17 protein-coding genes are annotated in these 17,231 nt (G+C 68.5%); 7 read left to right on the forward strand and 10 right to left on the reverse strand.

Annotated features, from left to right (window positions below):
* From H286_RS0111100 to H286_RS0111115, 4 genes are all read right to left on the reverse strand, one after another.
* Positions 1–1,080, reverse strand: a complete 1,080-nt coding sequence (locus H286_RS0111100; protein ID WP_020098215.1) for an ABC transporter permease — start codon at positions 1,078–1,080, stop codon at positions 1–3.
* Complete coding sequence (locus tag H286_RS0111105) at positions 1,077–1,886, reverse strand: ABC transporter ATP-binding protein (RefSeq protein WP_020098216.1); 810 nt, start codon at positions 1,884–1,886, stop codon at positions 1,077–1,079. The genes H286_RS0111100 and H286_RS0111105 overlap by 4 nt, the downstream gene beginning before the upstream one ends.
* Positions 1,883–2,707 carry an ABC transporter ATP-binding protein gene (locus tag H286_RS0111110; RefSeq protein WP_018187080.1) on the reverse strand — a complete coding sequence of 275 codons (825 nt, stop codon included), beginning with the start codon at positions 2,705–2,707 and terminating at the stop codon, positions 1,883–1,885. Before H286_RS0111110 ends, H286_RS0111105 begins: the two co-directional genes overlap by 4 nt.
* Positions 2,708–2,793: 86 nt before the next feature.
* A complete protein-coding gene (locus tag H286_RS0111115) occupies positions 2,794–4,455 on the reverse strand; it encodes an ABC transporter substrate-binding protein (protein ID WP_020098217.1) in 1,662 nt (553 codons plus the stop codon).
* Between the two features lie 179 nt (positions 4,456–4,634).
* Between H286_RS0111115 and H286_RS0111120 the strand changes: the two genes are divergently transcribed.
* Both H286_RS0111120 and H286_RS0111125 read left to right on the forward strand, forming a co-directional pair.
* Positions 4,635–5,276: a TetR/AcrR family transcriptional regulator gene (locus tag H286_RS0111120; protein WP_020098218.1), complete on the forward strand. Its 642-nt coding sequence runs from the start codon at positions 4,635–4,637 to the stop codon at positions 5,274–5,276.
* A 91-nt stretch (positions 5,277–5,367) separates the two neighbouring features.
* A complete protein-coding gene (locus tag H286_RS0111125; RefSeq protein ID WP_018187083.1) occupies positions 5,368–5,775 on the forward strand; it encodes a YciI family protein in 408 nt (135 codons plus the stop codon).
* Between the two features lie 62 nt (positions 5,776–5,837).
* Here H286_RS0111125 and H286_RS0111130 read toward each other — a convergent pair whose 3' ends face one another.
* The gene (locus H286_RS0111130; protein WP_020098219.1) at positions 5,838–7,160 is read right to left on the reverse strand and encodes an HNH endonuclease signature motif containing protein; all 1,323 of its coding nucleotides are present in this window, start codon (positions 7,158–7,160) and stop codon (positions 5,838–5,840) included.
* A gap of 106 nt (positions 7,161–7,266) precedes the next feature.
* A complete protein-coding gene (locus H286_RS15245; RefSeq protein WP_331271195.1) occupies positions 7,267–7,395 on the reverse strand; it encodes a hypothetical protein in 129 nt (42 codons plus the stop codon).
* Between the two features lie 400 nt (positions 7,396–7,795).
* Here H286_RS15245 and H286_RS0111140 point away from each other — a divergent pair, with 400 nt between their 5' ends.
* Positions 7,796–8,974 carry an NAD(P)/FAD-dependent oxidoreductase gene (locus H286_RS0111140; RefSeq protein ID WP_020098220.1) on the forward strand — a complete coding sequence of 393 codons (1,179 nt, stop codon included), beginning with the start codon at positions 7,796–7,798 and terminating at the stop codon, positions 8,972–8,974.
* 20 nt (positions 8,975–8,994) lie between these two features.
* Positions 8,995–9,504 (forward strand): hypothetical protein, encoded by a 510-nt coding sequence (locus tag H286_RS0111145; protein WP_020098221.1) that lies wholly within the window; start codon positions 8,995–8,997, stop codon positions 9,502–9,504.
* Here H286_RS0111145 and H286_RS0111150 read toward each other — a convergent pair.
* The gene (locus H286_RS0111150) at positions 9,501–10,520 is read right to left on the reverse strand and encodes an ATP-binding protein (protein WP_020098222.1); all 1,020 of its coding nucleotides are present in this window, start codon (positions 10,518–10,520) and stop codon (positions 9,501–9,503) included. The genes H286_RS0111145 and H286_RS0111150 overlap by 4 nt on opposite strands.
* 88 nt (positions 10,521–10,608) lie before the next feature.
* Positions 10,609–11,655 carry a hypothetical protein gene (locus H286_RS0111155; protein WP_020665446.1) on the reverse strand — a complete coding sequence of 349 codons (1,047 nt, stop codon included), beginning with the start codon at positions 11,653–11,655 and terminating at the stop codon, positions 10,609–10,611.
* A gap of 86 nt (positions 11,656–11,741) precedes the next feature.
* On the opposite strand from H286_RS0111155, the gene H286_RS0111160 reads away from it, so the two are divergent.
* Positions 11,742–12,674, forward strand: coding sequence for an alpha/beta fold hydrolase (locus tag H286_RS0111160; protein WP_020098224.1), 933 nt, complete (start codon positions 11,742–11,744; stop codon positions 12,672–12,674).
* Here the strand turns inward: H286_RS0111160 and H286_RS0111165 are convergent.
* Positions 12,671–13,525 carry a PhzF family phenazine biosynthesis protein gene (locus tag H286_RS0111165; RefSeq protein WP_020098225.1) on the reverse strand — a complete coding sequence of 285 codons (855 nt, stop codon included), beginning with the start codon at positions 13,523–13,525 and terminating at the stop codon, positions 12,671–12,673. The two genes, H286_RS0111160 and H286_RS0111165, sit on opposite strands and share 4 nt — an antisense overlap.
* Positions 13,526–13,552: 27 nt before the next feature.
* The gene (locus H286_RS0111170) at positions 13,553–14,542 is read right to left on the reverse strand and encodes an endonuclease/exonuclease/phosphatase family protein (protein WP_020098226.1); all 990 of its coding nucleotides are present in this window, start codon (positions 14,540–14,542) and stop codon (positions 13,553–13,555) included.
* A 150-nt stretch (positions 14,543–14,692) separates the two neighbouring features.
* Between H286_RS0111170 and H286_RS0111175 the strand changes: the two genes are divergently transcribed.
* The gene (locus H286_RS0111175) at positions 14,693–15,520 is read left to right on the forward strand and encodes a MerR family transcriptional regulator (protein WP_231370945.1); all 828 of its coding nucleotides are present in this window, start codon (positions 14,693–14,695) and stop codon (positions 15,518–15,520) included.
* A gap of 149 nt (positions 15,521–15,669) precedes the next feature.
* Positions 15,670–17,229 (forward strand): molybdopterin-dependent oxidoreductase, encoded by a 1,560-nt coding sequence (locus H286_RS0111180; RefSeq protein WP_020098228.1) that lies wholly within the window; start codon positions 15,670–15,672, stop codon positions 17,227–17,229.
* The last annotated feature ends 2 nt before the right edge of the window (positions 17,230–17,231 follow it).

The raw sequence follows: 17,231 nt of genomic DNA on the forward strand, positions 1-17,231 counted from the left end.
TCAGGCCTCCGTCTGGCGGGTGCGCGGGTCGAGGAACGCGTAGGCGATGTCGGCGAGGATGTTCGCCACCAGCACCGACAGCGTGATGACCAGGAAGACGCCCTGCATGAGTGCGTAGTCCTTGCCGTTAGTGGCATCCAGCAGCAGCTTTCCAACGCCGGGGTAGCTGAAGACCATCTCCATGACGATCGTTCCGCCGACGATGAAGCCGATCGACAGGGCGAAGCTCTGGATCTGGGGGAGGACCGCGTTGCGGGCGGCGTAGCGCCACAGCACGCGGGAGTTCGGCATGCCCTTGGCCTGCGCGACCGTGATGTAGTCCTCGTCGAGGACGGTGAGCATCATGTTGCGCATGCCGAGCATCCAGCCACCGAGGGAGGCGATGATGATCGTCACCGCGGGAAGCGTCCCGTGGTGGATCACCTGCCCGATGAACTCCGGAGTGAACTCGGGTGAGTAGCCGACGCCGTACGCCTTGCCGATCGGGAACCACTTGAGGTTGACCGAGAAGAGGGCGATGGCGAGCAGCCCCAGCCAGAAGTACGGGATGGTGCTGAGGAAGGTCGTGATCGGGATCATGATCTCGGAGCGGCTGCCGCGGCGCCACCCGATGACGGCGCCGCCGATCGTGCCGATGAGGAACGAGATGATCGTGGCGAAGCCGACGAGCCCCACCGTCCACGGCAGGGCCTGGCTGATGACCTCGCCGACGGGACGGAGACCGTGCAGGAGAGAGACGCCGAGGTCGCCGCGGAGCATGAGGCCCCAGTAGTCGATGTACTGCTGCCACATCGACTTGTCGGTGTCGATGCCGAGCAGGGCGCGGAGCGCGTCCGCCGCCTCGGGCGTGACGTTGCGGTTGCGGGCCAGGTACTGGTCGACCGCGTCGCCCTTCATGAGGCGGGGCAGGAAGAAGTTGATCGTGATCGCGGCCCACAGCGTGAAGAGGTAGAACAGCGCGCGACTGCCGAGGAAGCGCCACGGAATGCGGGAGCGTCCCTTGACGGTCGTGGTCGCGGTCGTGCCGACCTCGAGCGCGTCGGGCGTCTCGACGGGGAGCTGGGGTTCGACGGCGGTCATCGGGTATCTCCGGAGAGTCCCGGAGCCGACGCGAAGTGGCTCTCGGGGTCGGGGGACGCAGCGCGGAGCTCCTGCGTGTACGGGTTCTGGGGACGCAGGATCACGTCGTCGGCGGTGCCGCTCTCGACGACCTTGCCCTGGTTGAGCACGAGGATCTCGTCGCTGAAGTGGCGGGCGGTCGCGAGGTCGTGGGTGATGTAGAGCACCCCGAGTCCCTCTTCACGCTGCAGGTCGGCGAGGAGGTTGAGGACGCCCATGCGGATCGACACGTCGAGCATCGACACCGGTTCGTCGGCCACGAGCAGGCGAGGGCGGGATGCCAGGGCCCGGGCGATCGCGACGCGTTGCCGCTGCCCGCCCGAGAGCTCGTGAGGGCGTCGATCGATGACGGAGTCGGGATCGAGGCGAACGCGGTCGAGGAGGCGGCGCACCTCGTCTTCGACCTCCTTCTTCGGGACGACGTCGTCCAGGCGCAGGGGGCGCTCGATGTGGTGGCGGATCGAGTGGTACGGGTTCAGGGACGCGAACGGGTCCTGGAACACCATCCGCAGCTGCTGCCGGTAGTCGCGCAGGCCCTTGCCGCGGCGGGGGATGGGCTTTCCGTCGAGGCGGATCTCGCCGCTCGTGGGCGTCTCGAGCTGGGTGAGGATCTTGGCGATCGTGGACTTGCCGCTGCCGGACTGGCCGACGAGGCCGATCGTCTGGCCGGAGGAGAGGGTGAACGAGACGTCGTCGAGGGCCTTCATCTGGCCGGCTCCCCGGACGTGGTACACCTTCGTGACGCTGTCGAACTCGAGTGTGGTCATCGGACGACGACCCCCCTTTCACCGGTCAGTCGCGGGAACGAGGACAACAGCGTGCGCGTGTACTCGTGCTGCGGGGCGGTCCAGATGCGCTCGGCGGTGTCGATCTCGACGATCTCGCCCTTGCGCATGATGGCGATGCGGTCGCTGATCTCCAGCAGCAGCGGCAGGTCGTGGGTGATGAAGATGACGGAGAAGCCGAACTCGTGTCGCAACTGCGAGATCTGCTTGAGGATCTCGCGCTGGACGAGGACGTCGAGCGCCGTGGTGGGCTCGTCCATGATCATCAGCTGCGGTCGCAGGGCGAGCGCCATGGCGATCATGACGCGCTGGCGCATGCCGCCGGAGAGTTCGTGCGGGTACGAACGGCTGCGGGCGGCGCCGACCTTGACGATCTCGAGCAGTTCGTTGACCGCGTCGCGTCGTGCGGCCCGGTTCATGTCGGGGCGGTGCACCTCGAAGACGTCGGCGAGCTGCGAGCCGATCGTGGCGACGGGGTTGAGGGCGTTCATCGCGCCCTGGAAGACCATCGAGATCTTGTCCCAGCGGAAGCGGCGCATCTCTTCCGGATCGAGTGAGTTGACGTCGATGTCTTCGCCGGAGACGTCGCGGAAGGTGACGGATCCGCTGGAGATGACGGCGGGCGCCTTGAGCAGGCGCTGCACACCGTAGGCGAGGGTGGTCTTTCCGCAGCCGCTCTCGCCGGCGAGGCCGAGGATCTCGCCGCGGCGCAGTTCGAGGCTGACGTGGGTGACGGCTTCGACCGGCGGGTCGACGTCGTAGACGACGGAGAAGTCGTCGACGGACAGTAACGAATCGCGCATCAGTGCGTGCTCGCTTTCGTGGAGGTGAGCAGGGGTGGGGGACGGATGCCGCGGGCCATGCGGCATCCGTCCCACCGTCGGTCGGATTACTCTTTGGGCTTCAGCTTCGTCAGGATCTGAACGACGCCGACCTGGGTCGGGTCACCCGCGGCGTACTGGTCGTCCTCGGACGGCCAGCCGACGTAGTTGCGCGTGTTGAACTCGCCGAGCAGCGGGTGCGCACCCAGCGGGATGGCGGGGACGTTCTCGACGAACGCCTTCTGCAGGACCGCGCCGGCCTCGGTCCGCTCGTCGTCGGATGCCGCATTGGCGTACGTGTTCAGCGCCTCGGTGACCTTCGAGTCGTCGAAACGGCCGAAGTTGAAGGATGCCTTGCCGTCGACCACCCACTTGGGGTCCATCGTCGACGTGTACAGGCCGTACGCGTTGCCGGTGTCCTCGAGCCAGTGGATGATCGCGTCGAAGTTGCCTTCCTGCTTGCCCGCGTCCCAGCCGCCGAAGTCGGGCTGGTCGACGTTCACCTTGATGCCCAGGGCCTTGTCGAGCTCTTCGGAGATGAGCTGCTGCTCGGTGTTCCAGTCGCTCCAGCCGGCGGGGACCGACACCGAGAACTCGACGGCCTCACCGTCGGGGTCGGTCAGCTTTCCGCTGTTCCAGGTGTAACCGGCGTCGGTGAGGATCTCCTTGGCCTTGTCGACGTCGACGGAGTAGTTGTCGTCCTTGTACTCGTCGATGATCTCGTTCTCGAGCACGGAGCTGAGACCGGTCTTGTTCCAGATCGCCTCGCTCGCGCCTTCGCGGGCGATGTCGACGTAGGCCTCGCGGTCGATCGTCCACGCGAGCGCTTCGCGCAGTGCGGGGTCGTTGAAGGGCTTCTTCTGCAGGTTCATGAACAGCGTGCCCGCGCCCGGGGTGGGCGAGACCAGGAACACGTTGTCGGGATCGGCGTCGAGGTAGCTCTGCTGGACCTGCGGGATGAAGGCCTGGGCCCAGTCCGCATCGCCTGTCGCGAGGGCCGTCGTGAGCGCGGCGTTGTCGCCGTACGAGACGTAGTTCAGCTGCGGGACGGCGAGGTCGCCACCCCAGTAGTCGGGGTTCGCCTTGAGGGAGACGGACTCGGTCGACCAGTTCGACATGACGTACGGGCCGGTGCCGACGAGCTTGCCCTCGTCGGTGAGGGGGTCGGTGTTCGGGTCCTCGATGTCCTTCCAGATGTGCTCCGGGACGATCGGGGTGTGCAGGACGCGGCCCTGCGAGGTGAACTTCGAGCTCGAGAAGGTCAGGACGACCGTGTCGCCGTCGGCGGTGACGTCGGTGACGCCGAGGGCGCCGGTGTCGGTCAGCTTGCCGGTGAGGTACTGGTTGAAGGTGAAGACGACGTCGTCGGCGGTGAAGTCCTCACCGTCGCTCCACTTCACGCCGCTGCGAGGCGTGACGGTGAGCTGCGTGTAGTCGTCGTTCCATTCCACCTTCTCGGCGAGCCACGGGGTCGTCTTGAGGTCGCCCGTCGGGTTGACGAGGGCGAGCGGCTCGAAGATGACCTTGGCGTAGCCGTATCGCTGGCCGGCCGAGTCGCCGAGGTAGGGGTTGTGGGATTCGGTGGTGATCGCGCCGTCGGGCTTCGCGATCGTCAGGGCGGCCCCGGAGCCCTGGCTCCCGGAGTCGTTGTTTCCTCCGCCGGCGGCGCAGCCGGTGAGGATGAGTGCCGCGGTGAGACCGGCGGCGGCGAGGGAGGTCTTCAGCCTCATTGCTTCTCCTTCATCTGTGGTCCCGGCGCCGCGAAAAGACCTCCGAAGGAGTCCCACTCGGCGCTGAGTGTGATTGCATGGAAAACTTACAATCAAGTAAGTAAGTTCACAACCCTCCGATGATGCGGGTCGCGCGACCTGCGTAAGATCTGATCCGCATCCGGGGAAGAAGGCAGATCATGGTCGATAGTCGACACCAGACGAAGTCGCGCCCGGCGACTCTCGTCCGACGCCGGGAAATCCTCGACGCGGCGCAGGAGATCTTCGGCTCGAAGGGCTTCGCGAACGGCACCCTGCAGGACATCGCCGAGCAGGTCGGGATGACGCATGCCGGCATCCTCCATCACTTCGGGTCGAAGGATCAGCTGCTGCTGGACGTCCTCGAGCATCGTGATCAGACGGACGTCGTCGATCTGGACGGGGGGCGCATCCCGGGCGGGATGGAGCTGTTCCGCCACCTGGTCCACACAGCGATCATGAACATGCAGCGGGCCGGGATCGTGCAGGCGTACGCTGTGCTGTCGGCGGAGTCGGTCACCGACGACCACCCGGGGCGGGCGTACTTCGAGCACCGGTACACCGTGCTCCGGAAGGACCTGCGCGAGGCGTTCGAGCGCGTCTGCCAGGAGCGCGGGATCACCGATCCCGGGTCGATCGCGCACGGCTCGGCGGCGATCCTCGCCGTGATGGACGGGCTGCAGGTGCAGTGGCTGCTCGATCCGACGGCCGTCGACCTCGGGAGGGCGTCGGAGTTCGCGATCGAGGCGATCGTGGCCGCCGTCATCGAGCCGCGTCCGTCGGTCCTGGCGGAACCCGCCTGAGTTCTTCTGCATCGACGTCGATTCCCGTCGCGCCCGTTCGGCGCGATAGTGGGAGGGACGGGAAACGTCCCCCGGAACTCAGGAGATGACCATGAAGCACATGCTGATCATGCGGAGCACCCCGGCCTCGGCCGAGGCCTTCGTTGAGACCGATGTCGAGGCGGTGATCAACGCCATGGGCGCGTACAACGAGTCGATGATCACCGCCGGTGTGCTGGTGGGTGGCGACGGTCTCGCGCCCGAGCCCGGGTACGTCGTGGATTTCGACGGCGAGACGCCGGTGGTCAGCGACGGACCCTACGGCGAGGTTCACGAGCTGTTCAACGGGTTCTGGATCGTCCAGACGGCGACCGCCGAAGAGGCGCTCGAGTGGGCGAAGCGCGCACCGCTGACGCCGGGCAGCAAGCTGGAGGTGCGGCGGGTGACCGACGAGACCGACTTCGCGGACTTCGCCGACAACGAGTACATCGAAAAGGAGAAGGGCTGGCGCGCAGAGTAGAGCGCGTGAGCGCGCGACCTGGTCACCTGTCCGCGGATACGATCCGGGCGCGGACGAGCGGTTCAGAACGGAGCGGGGTCTCCGGGTGAAGCTGCGGCAGGGGTGAAGGCGACGGCCGGGGTGGGTGCGCCTTCGCGGTAGATCCTGCCGAGGGGTGAGGTCCATTCCAGGACTCCACCCTTCAGTTGTCGCACTTTCCAGGCGGTGAATTGCTTCATCGAATGGTGCCGTTGGCACAGGTGGGCGAGGTTGGACAGTTCCGTCCGCCCGCCGAGCGCGTGGTCGTGGGTGTGGTCGACTTCACACCGGATGGCGGCGACGCGGCATCCGGGGAACCGGCAGTGCTGGTCCCGGGCTTGCAGGAACCGTCGCATCCCGGAGGGCACGCGGTACGAATCCGTCGACACGGTCACCCCGGTGGTGGGGTCGTGGAACAGGCGCTCCCAGACCCCGGTCGCGCCGGCGAGGATCCGGGCGGTCGCCGGGTCGATGGGGGAGCGGCCGGACAGGTCGCACGGACCGTCGTCGGCACCCGACAACGTCGCCGCGGGAACCAGCACCTGAACCCGCGCACGGATCGCGCCCAGCGGTCCGGCGGTGGTGTCGCGGGTGTCGTCGAGCGTCGGCGTGCCGGCGAGGAGCAGGTCGGCGAACACATCAGCCCGCACTTGATCGGTCGAGCGCGCATCGGTCGCGTCGGCGTCGGCGTTCTCGCCCGTGCTGCGTTCGTCCCGGGTGTCGATGATCGCCCGAGCCTGCTGGGTGAGCCGGTCCTGGATTCCCTCGGCGATCACTGTTGGGAGGGTCGCGATGAGATCGCTCATCCCATCCCGCCCGGGGATCAACCGCACGCACCGCCCCGCCGCAGCTTCCTCGTGTCGTTCCGCGAAGGCCCGCGGGTGCATTCGGTGGGCGAGGATCTCGAGCTCACCTCGAACCCGATTCGGCGTCTCACCGTCGCACCGCTCGATCGCGACCTTCTCGAACTCCGCCCACAACTCAGCCGGCAGGTTCACCCCAGCGTCGACGATCGCCCTCACGTGCGCCTGCACGATCCGCCCCGCCTCCCACGCAGCGACCGCCGCGGGGAATCCTTCGATCGTCAGCCGCGCTTCGCCGATCCGACGCTGCACCGTCCGATCGGTCGTCCGCATCACCCCGGCGACCTCGGCCGAGATCGACCGGAGCACCATGTCGTGGAGGGTCACTTTCGCGTTCGGGGGCGCGCCCTGCTCCTCCGCCAACCGGCCCGCGGCAGCGAGCACACGCAACTCCCGGATCTGCGCCCGAGCGAGCTCAAGGGCAACGTCCTCGACGTCCGCAACGATCCCCGAGATGGCCGCGAGATACGACTCGCCACCGGGGGTTTCCATCGCTTCCGTCATACCTGCACTATCGCACCAGCCTCCGACATCCAGACACCGAAAACCGCCGAGATCACACGTCGCGAACAGGCCTGCAGATGAGAAACCTCTCACCCGCAGGCGGTCCCTAGATCCACCCCGCTCGCTCCAGCACCTCACGCGCGATCTCGGCCACCGCTCGCCCGTCCGTCGCGACCCGTACGGCATCCGGAGCCCCCTCGTCCAAGCGCCGAGCGGCCGCGACGCTTCGGGTCACGTGCTCCTCGAGCGCCGCCCCGATCTCGCGCTTTGCAAGGGGCTCCGCTGACCGTGTTGGTGAAGATGAGTCGCGAGTACCCGGCCTCGCGATAGTTGGCCCACGTCGCGGCGAGGTTCCGCTCCGCGAGCGGGATGCCGCTGCGCCACGGCGGCGGATGCGCCTGGTCCAGGTTGTCGCCGTCGATCACGGCGTGCCGAACGTCAGTGAGCCCGAGCAGGTGAGAGGCCTCAGCCGCGACGGACGATTTCCCCACCCCGGAGCGCCCGCCGATCAAGATCACGTCGGTGTGCATCCCCTCATCCTCACGGCCTAACCGCCTCGGCCGCATCCCGCAACCCCGAGCCACGTCGCGGCACCCCGACATACCGTGGCCGAAACGATGCGAACGGAGCGTGTGATGCGGACGTACGACTATCTGATCGTCGGTGGCGGAATGGTGGCGGATGCGGCGGCCCGCGGCATCCGGGAACTGGATCCCGAAGGCACGATCGGCATCCTCAGCGCAGACGTCGACCCGCCGTACACGCGTCCGGCGCTGTCGAAGAAGCTGTGGACCGACCCGGACTTCACGTGGGATCAGGTTCCGCTGGGTACCGAGGAGACGGGCGCGGAGATCCGGCTCGAGACCTTCGTGACGGGTATCGACCGCGAGGCGAAGACGGTTTCGATCGGCGAGGGCAACGACCTCGGCTACCGCCGGCTGCTGCTCGCGACCGGCTCCCGGCCGCGCGAGATCCCCGTGCCCGAGGACGACCGCATCCTGTTCTTCCGCTCGGCCGACGACTATCGGCGCCTCCGGGACCTCGCTGCCGACGGCGGTCGCGCGGTCGTCATCGGCGGCGGCTACATCGGCGCCGAGATCGCCGCGGCGCTCGTGCAGAACGGTGTCGAGACCGAGCTCGTGTTCCCGTCCGACGTCCTCGGCGACGGTACGTTCCCGCCCGAGCTCGCGACGCGCTACGAGCAGCTCTTCCGTGACGCCGGCGTCGAGTTGATTCCGGGTGCCCGCGTGGAGGAGGTCCGGACCGCCGGCAACCGCCTGCACGTCGCCCTCGAAGGCGGCGAGGAGCGCCCCGCCGACATCGTCGTGCTCGGACTCGGCGTCGACCCTGTGACCGACCTCGCCGAACAGGCGGGGCTGGAGGTGGACGAGGGTGTCGTCGTCGACGAGCACCTCGTCACGAACGACGACGCGATCTGGGCAGCGGGCGACATTGCGTCCTACCCCGACCCGATCCTCGGACGCACGCGCGTCGAGCACGTCGACAACGCGAACGAGCAGGGCGCGGCCGTCGGCCGGTCGATGGCGGGGGAGCGGCTGCCGTACACCCACACCCCGTACTTCTACTCGGCCGTCTTCGGCGTGCGGTGGGAGGCCGTCGGCACGCTTGATCCCGAGAAGGATCCGCTCGTCGTGGACGTCGACGAGGATCGCACCGTCGTCTACTACCGCGATGAGTCCGGCGCGCCCGTCGGCGTGCTGCTGTGGAACGTCGAGGATGCCCGCGACCTCGCGCGCGCCGTCCTCGTCGACGGTGAGACGGATGCCGAGGTCCTCCGCACCCGCATCGGCTGACCCTGTGCCAGGGTGGGCGCATGACGCACCGTCGCCTCGTCGTTCCTGCGCTGCTCCTACTCGTCCTCGGTCTGTCGGCCTGCGCGGGTGGGCCGCCGCTTTCGCTGGGCGGGGGATACGAGTCCTGCGGCTCCGAAATCTATGAGCCGGTGACGTTCGGTGACGTGGCGCGGGCATCCGCAGCCGGCACGGTCGTCATGGAGTCCATCGAGCTGGAGGGCGCCGAGGGGCTCGCGTTGCGCGAGGTCTACCTCGTGCCGATTCAGAACCAGGTCAGCCTGGGTGCGGACGCCTTCCCGCCGGCGGCGGAATTCTGGGATCGGCGAGTCGCCGTCCCCGGGACCGCAATCTCGCCCGGAGAGGAGGTGACCGTGCTGTTCGTCGTCGAGGCCGTCGGTGGGGGCGACACCCATGGCTCCGAGGGATACACCGCGCGGTATTCGATCGACGGACGGCCCTACGAGACGACGAGTTCAGCCCGGTTCCGGCTCGCCCCGGACTGTGGGGCGGAGGATGAGGGCGGGCCCTAGCCTGCCAGCGGAAGCGTGATGGTGATGGTCGTCCCGACGCCTATGGCGCTGTCGATCTCGAGTGCGCCGTGGTGCTCGGTGACGGCGGCCACGACGCCGGCGAGCCCGAGCCCGGTGCCGCCGTCCTCGGGCTCAGCGAGACGTCCGCGTTCGCCGGGCGCCGTGATGGTGTCGATGTCGTCCGGGTGGATGCCGCGGCCCGCATCCCGCACCGTCACGGAGACTGTGTCGTCGCCGCGGACGACCTCGACGTGGATGTCCTCGTCGGAGTAGCGGGCCGCGTTCTCGAGGACGTTCGCGAACGCGCGGCGCAGGGCGAGGACGTCGCCGCGCACCGTCGCCGTGTCCAATCGGTCGAAGTGGATGCGCTCCTCCGCGCCGGGGCGGAGGACGACGGTCGCCGATCCGCGCACGACGAGCGACACATCGAACGTGCGCTCGTCGTCGCGCATGCCGCTTACGGCATCCGCCATCAAAGCGCCCGCCATCGCCGCAAGGTGCTCACTGGTCTCGAGGGCGAGCCGCAGGTAGCGGTTGTCCGTACCGATCTCGTCCTCGAGTAGGTCGAGGTAGCCGCGGAGGGCAGTGACAGGGGAGATGAGGTCGTGGGCGAAGGTGCGCTGCAGGGACACCTGCTCGTCCTGGGCCTGCTTCTCCGCTGTAATGTCGCGCACGATCTTCACGAACCCGCCGACGCCCGTGTCGTCGTGGATCGCGGTGATCGTCACGTGAGCCCAGAACTGCGAGCCGTCCTTGCGCACCCGCCACCCGTAATCCTCGACGCTCCCATCCGAACGCGCCCTGTCGAGCAGCGTGTCGGGGAGCCGGTTCTCGCGGTCGACGGCGCGGTAGAACAGCGAGAAGTGCTGTCCGATGATCTCGTCGGCGGAGTAGCCCTTCAGGTCCTCGGCCCCGACGTTCCATCCCCGCACGAAGCCGCTCGAGTCCAGCTTCACGATCGCGAACAGGGCTACGTGCTGCTCCCACGCCTCGATCGCGTCTGTTCGCACCTTCATGGTCCCCCGCCGGTCGGTGTCAGTCGTATCCGTCAGCATAGAAGCATTCCCGAGGCCCGCCCCGCGCTCCGGTGTGCCCTGACGCCCGTCAGAAGGCGCGGACCTCGCCCGGGCTCGCCGGCGGCAGCGGGGCGTGGGTGTCGAGATCCTCCATGAGGTGGATCGACGCATACGGATGAGGGGTGATGCGACCCGCGTCGTCGAAGACGCGGAGCGCGCGCCGCAGGAGGCCACCGGGAAGAAGCGGATGCCGGAACGTCACCTCGACACGGGTGTCGGGCCATTCCCCCACGATGTCGATGCGGGGCTCGCTCAGCCCCGGAGTCAGCGGTTGACGTTCCCCATCCGGTCCCCGCCAGTACTGGGCGAGGTCGCCGAACTCGTCGACGAGCGCGGTGATCGCGGCATCCCGTCGCTCCATCGGCAGATGGATGCGCCGCCAGGGCACGTCCGGCGTGGTGTCGACGACCTCGTCGGGCTGTCTCCAGTGGAGGATGTCCATGAACTCCTCTTCGGACAGCGGTACCGCATCGCTCATCGGTAAGAGTCGTTCCGGGAGCGGACCGGTGGGCAGCAGAGCGGTCGCGTACCGGTAGTGGTAGGAGGTCCCGCCGTGCTCCGCGCGCACATCGGGCGCGTCGGGCGAGAAGACCATGCGCGGCGCGTCGCCGGCGTCCTCGACGATGAGGACGCGTCGATCGATCGTGTGCGTCGTGCGCGTACCGTCAGCGATCACGATGAGCTCCGTGTCCGTCGACCACGCTGCTCGGTCGTCGGGATCCGGGTCGTGGCGCTCGCGCAGCCAGAGCCCGTGGCGGGTCGCTCCGACGGCGTACCTGCTGGCGTCCGCGTGTGTCTGGGCGACCGCGCCGGCCCAGCGAACGTGGACGGCGGTGATCGGCCGGTGCAGATCGCCCTCATCGTTCTCGCTGGGCGCGTACACGACCCACGCACCGTCCGGAGCGGCGTACACGGTCACACCGACCGCGACGTCGCCGACGTCCAGATCCGGCCAGGCGACGACCCGGTCATCCTCGCCGGCCGCCCGGATCACCGCGACCGGCTGCGTCATGCTGACGAGGATCTCAGCGTCCTGACCCACGGCGACGCGCCGGGCGCGGGAATCGGTGCTCACGTGGTGATTCTGCCCCACGGTGGATCAGTCCGCCTGAGCTCGGCGCGCCGCCCGATCCGATGCGCGGTCGGCGACGAACACCCTCCGTGACGATCACCTGGCAACCCGAATCCGCGCACGCTCGGACGCGACTGGAGACGGATGCCGCAGCCCTCGGCCTGCGTCGGGTCGAGATCCCGACGACCATCGGCACGGTCGTTGCACGCGTGGGGGTCGCCGCCAGCCCCGTGGCGACCGTCCTGCTGCACGGCGCGGCCGGATCGTGGACGACCTGGACCCCGCTGCTGCGAGCCGCTGCTCGATGCGACGACCCGGTGCGCAACATCGTCGCGCTCGACCTGCCGGGCTGGGGTGAGAGCCCGTTCCCGTCCGACGGGATCGACATCGGGCATTTCGGCGAGGCGATCCGCGAGGTCGTCATGGCCCTGGGATACGAGCGATGGGATGTCGTCGGTCACTCGCTCGGCGGCGCGCTGGCCCTCGACCTGGCTGCCCGTTTTCCCGAAAGGACCGATTCCGTCTTCCTCGTCTCGCCGTCGGGACCGGCCGTGTTCGACGCCGTGCGGCGGCCGCTCCGAGGCGGGCTCGGGCTGCCCGCCTTGGCAGGGATGCTCCTGGCCATGCGCATCCTCCGCGGTCTCGGCGACGCGTCCGCTCCGCTGCTCCGCACCCTCGAGCGCGGCGGTCTCCTGCGACCCCTGAGCGCACCCCTCTTCGCGCTGTCCCGCCGGATCGACCCCTCCGTCGTGCACGCGCTCGCCGACGAGATCCGGCCGCGGGCTTTCGTCGCCGCATCCCGTGCCGCCGCAGCCTACGACGAGTCGTCGTGGCGCGGCATCCGCTGCTCGGTGAGGTCGGTCCGCGGCTCCCGCGACGTGTTCGTGGGCACGGATGACGGTGCCGGGCTCGCGGCACTGATCGAGGACTTCGACGAGGTGGTGCTGCCGGACGCCGGCCACTTCGCAGCGGTCGAGCATCCGGCCGAGGTCCTTCGGCTGATGCGCCGCGCGACGAACTAGGAGTCGATGCGGACGGCGTGGCCGGTGACGACGATGCCACCCGAGGCCGGGATGTCCACGATCAGCTCGCCGGCCCGTCCGACGTGCGCGCCCTGCTCAATGACGACCTGAGCGGGCGGTGCGACGGCAGCAAGTGACCGCAGGTAGGCGCCGAACGACGCCGCGGCCGATCCAGTGGCAGGGTCCTCGGTGATGCGTCCGACGGGGAAGAGGTTGCGTGCAACGAAGCGGTCCGGCCCGAGACGGTGGGCGACCGTGATCGTCGCGGGCCATGCGCGGTCGTCCATGAGAGAGCGCACGCGCGCCGCATCGAACGTGAAGCCGTCGAACGCCGCACGGTCGGCGATGACGAGGACCGGATGCGGGTTGCCGGCGTGCGCGATCCGCGGTGGAAGATCCGCATCGAGGTCCGACGCTTCGAGCCCGATCTCGTCGAGAACCGCCGTGAGATCGTCTGCGGTGATCGGCGACACCGACGGTTCGACGCTCGTGAACGAGGCGCGTGTGCCCGCGGCATCCGTGCTCACCCGGATCTCGACGGCACCTACCGGCGTCGCGAAGCGGATCGCGCCCGCCCCCACGCGGCCGGCATCGGCGAGAGCAACGGCGGTGGCGACGGTCGCGTGACCGCAGAACGGCACCTCGGCGATGGGGGAGAAGTAGCGGATCGTCAGGGCGCCGTCGCTGTCGGTCCCTGTGACGAACGCCGTCTCGGAGAAGTCGATGTCCGCAGCGATGCCCTGCATCGACGCCTCGTCGAGGGCGGACGCGTCGAGCACGACGCCGGCGGGGTTGCCGCCATCGGAGTGCGTGGTGAAGGCGGCGTAACGGAGGATCTCGAGGTCGGGCACCGTTCGAGGCTATGCTCGCCCGCAGGGTCAGCGGCGGACGAGGTCGGCGACGATGGGGCGGTGGTCCGTCGCGATGCCGGCGACATCGAGTGTGGCGACCCGCGCGGCATCCCACTCTGGCGTCGCGAGGACGTTATCGATCGCGGCGCCGAACAACGGTGGAACCATCGAGGGCCATGACGGAGCGAAGGCGCCGACGGTGCGGCACGAGCCGAGTCGTCTTCCGGGCATGTTCGCGGGGACGGCGTTGAGGTCGCCCGCGACGATCGTGTCGGGGGAGCCGCAGTGCGACGAGATCCAGTCGAGGCCGAAGTCGCGTCCCGACGAATCGCCACGGAAGCTGAGAGCGACGAGGTGCGCGGCGACGATGCGCGGCGCAGCACCGTCGACCTCGGGAGCGAGGACGAAACCGGACGTGCGGCCAGATTCGTCCGCGTCCACGACCCGGTAGCGCGGCAGGTCGTCCGCGACGAGCACGGTCACCGCGATGCCGCGCACGCCATAGCTCACGTACCCCGCCGGTACATCACCGTCCCGGAGGAGGTTGCCCTGATAAAGCTCGCTGAGGACGACGATGTCGGGTTGGAGCGCGCCGATGAGAGCGGCGCGGGATGCCGCATCCTCCGCGCCCTGCAGGACGTTCCAGCCCAGGACTCGCAGCTGACCGTCCTGACGAGCCGGGACGGCGTCGGGGGTGACGGTGGCGGGCATCGCGAACGCCGTCACGAGCAGGGCGACGAGCAGGCCGGTGCTCACGACACCGGTGCCGAGCAGCGCGATCTTCCTGTTTCGCCGGAGGATCAGTGCGAGGAAGGTCAGGATGAGGGATCCGGCGAGCATCCCGGCGAACACGAAGCCGGGGAAGGCGAGCGCTCCGCTGAACAACCACCATCGCGCGAGCAGGCCGAACTCCCGGCCTGCGAGATAGACGATGGCGACGACAGCGATCATCGCCGCCCCGACGAGGAGGAGCGGCGTGAACCGATCCTTACGGACACGCCGTGCGCCTGTGTTCATGTCCTACGCCCCCCGCGCGGTACCGGTCGGCGAGTTCGCCGCGGCCCACGCTACCCGTGCCGGTCAGCCGCTCGCTGTGCCATGGCCCAATCGCACCGATGGTCAAGAGGTGCTTGACCTCGCCCCTGGGGCCGGGTCGATGCTGAACTCGTGACTGCACAAGACGAAAAGTGGATGACCGCCGGCCGGTTCGGCGCGTCGACCCTGCTGTCGGCGAAGGCGCTCCGGATCTACGCGGATCGCGGACTGCTCGTACCGCGCCGGGTGGATGCCGAGACCGGGTACCGCTACTACTCGGCCGATCAGGTGCCGATGGGTTGGCTCATCGCACTCCTGCGCTCGGCCGACCTCTCACTGGATCAGATCGCGTCGATCGTCGACCTGTCCGACACGGATCCGGATGCCGCTGTCGCCCTGCTCGATGAAGCGACAACAGCGATGGATCGTCGAACGCAGGCTCACCATGTCGTGCTCGCTCGAGCGCGGCTTCATCTCACGAAGGAGACCCTGATGTCCGCTGTCGAAACTGCGATCGAGGGCGATCGCCCTGTCCTGAGCGTCATGCGCCGCATGGCTCCGCAGGAGATGGACCAGATCATCCACGACGGGGTCCACCACCTGCGGCAGATCGCCGAGGGCGCGGGACTGCAGGTGACCGGGGACGCCTTCGGGGTCTTCCATGCGCCGGTCACCGATGACTCCGACGGTCCGCTCGAGATCGTCGTGCCCGTCGACGGCCTGATCGACGGCGCCGACGACGTGCGCAGCTACCGGATGACCGGCGGCCAGGTCGCCCTCCGTCACGCGGAAGGACACGAGACGGACTTCCCCGAGATCCTCGCGCTGTACGACGAGGTGCACGCCTGGATCACGGATGCCGGTCGCACCCCCATCGGCCCGCCGCGGGAGATCTGGCACAACTCGCCGCGCGACGACGAGCCGCTGCGGCTGACGGTGGCGTGGCCGTTCGCCGGGTGAGCTGACCGATCCGCCCCGGATCCGCAAGAGGGAGATTCCGCTCCCGTGATGCGTCAGAGTGGGACACGCAAGCCCGTCACGCATGACATCGCCGCAGCCTCGGTGCATCCGATTCGGTGTTCGCTACGAACAAGCTCGGAAGGGATGACATGAGCACTCACACCACAGGCAAGCGGTTCTACTTCTGGGCGGCCGTCTCGGGCCTGGTCGGAGGCGCCGTCTTCCTCGCGATCGCCGAGCTGGCTGCGCTGCTGTTCTCGAGCACTTCGAGTCCGATCCTCGCGGTCGGGTCGTTCGTCATCGACATCGTCCCGCGTCCGCTGAAGGAATTCGCCATCAGCACGTTCGGCGAGTACGACAAGATCGCGCTCCTCGCCGGTCTCGGTCTCGCTGTCGTGATCGCGTCGGCGATCGCCGGCATCCTCGAGTACATCCGGCCGCCCCTGGGCGTCATCGCGCTGGTGCTCGCCGGCATCCTGTCGGGTGCGGCCATCCTCACGCGCGCCGAAGCAACGGCGCTCGCATTCCTGCCGCCGCTCCTCGGCACGCTGGCCGGTGCCGCGATCCTCTTCTTCCTCGGTCGCCGGCTGCGGGCCTGGCGCGACGCCCACCTCGCAGACGCCGACGCGCGCGAGGACGGCCTCGACCGTCGACGCTTCCTGCTGATGACGGGCATCGCGGGCGTCTCCGCTCTCGTCGTGGGGGTCGCAGCGCGCACGGTCAGCGCGGCCACCGCATCCGCCGACGCGATCCGCCGTGCACTCAAGCTGCCCGCCCCGAAGTCGAAGGTCACGATCCCGTCGGGCGCGGAGCTCGACGTCAAGGGCATCAGCCCGCTCATCACTCCCAATGCCGACTTCTACCGGGTCGACACCGCGCTCACCGTTCCGAACATCGACCCGTCGACCTGGCGCCTGGTCATTGACGGCATGGTCGACAAGCGCGTCGAACTGTCGTTCCAGGACCTGCTCGACATGGGCCTCGACGAGTACGCCATCACGCTCACCTGCGTCTCGAACGAGGTCGGCGGCAACCTCGTCGGCAATGCGATCTGGCAGGGCGTGCCGCTGCGCGACGTCCTCAAGATGGCGGGGCCGAAGTCGGGCGCCGACATGATCCTCTCGACCAGCATCGACGGTTACACCGCGAGCACGCCCCTCTCGGCGGGCACCGACGAGAACATCGATGCGATCCTCGCTGTCGCGATGAACGGCGAGCCCCTCCCTCCCGAGCACGGCTTCCCCGTCCGCATGGTCATCCCGGGTCTCTACGGGTACGTCTCGGCGACCAAGTGGGTCACCGAGCTGAAGATCACGACGTTCGCCGACGACCAGGCCTACTGGACGCCGCGTGGCTACAGCGCCGAGGCGCCGATCAAGTTCTCGTCGCGCGTCGACACCCCCAAGAGCGGCTCACCCGTCAAGGCGGGCACCGTCCCCATCGCCGGAGTGGCGTGGGCGCAAACCGTGGGCATCGAGCGCGTCGAGGTCAGCATCGACAACGGCGAGTGGATGCCGGCGAAGCTGTCCAACCCCATCAACAAAGACACCTGGGTGCAGTGGGTCCTCGAATGGGATGCCACGCCCGGCACCCACTACGTGGCGGTCCGCGCGATCAACAAGAACGGCGATATGCAGGTCGAGGAGCGCGCAGCCATCGCCCCGAACGGCTCGTCGGGCTGGCAGCGTTCCCTCGTCACCGTCTCGTGACG

Source organism: Microbacterium sp. 11MF, assembly GCF_000383475.1.
Classification (GTDB): domain Bacteria; phylum Actinomycetota; class Actinomycetes; order Actinomycetales; family Microbacteriaceae; genus Microbacterium; species Microbacterium aquilitoris.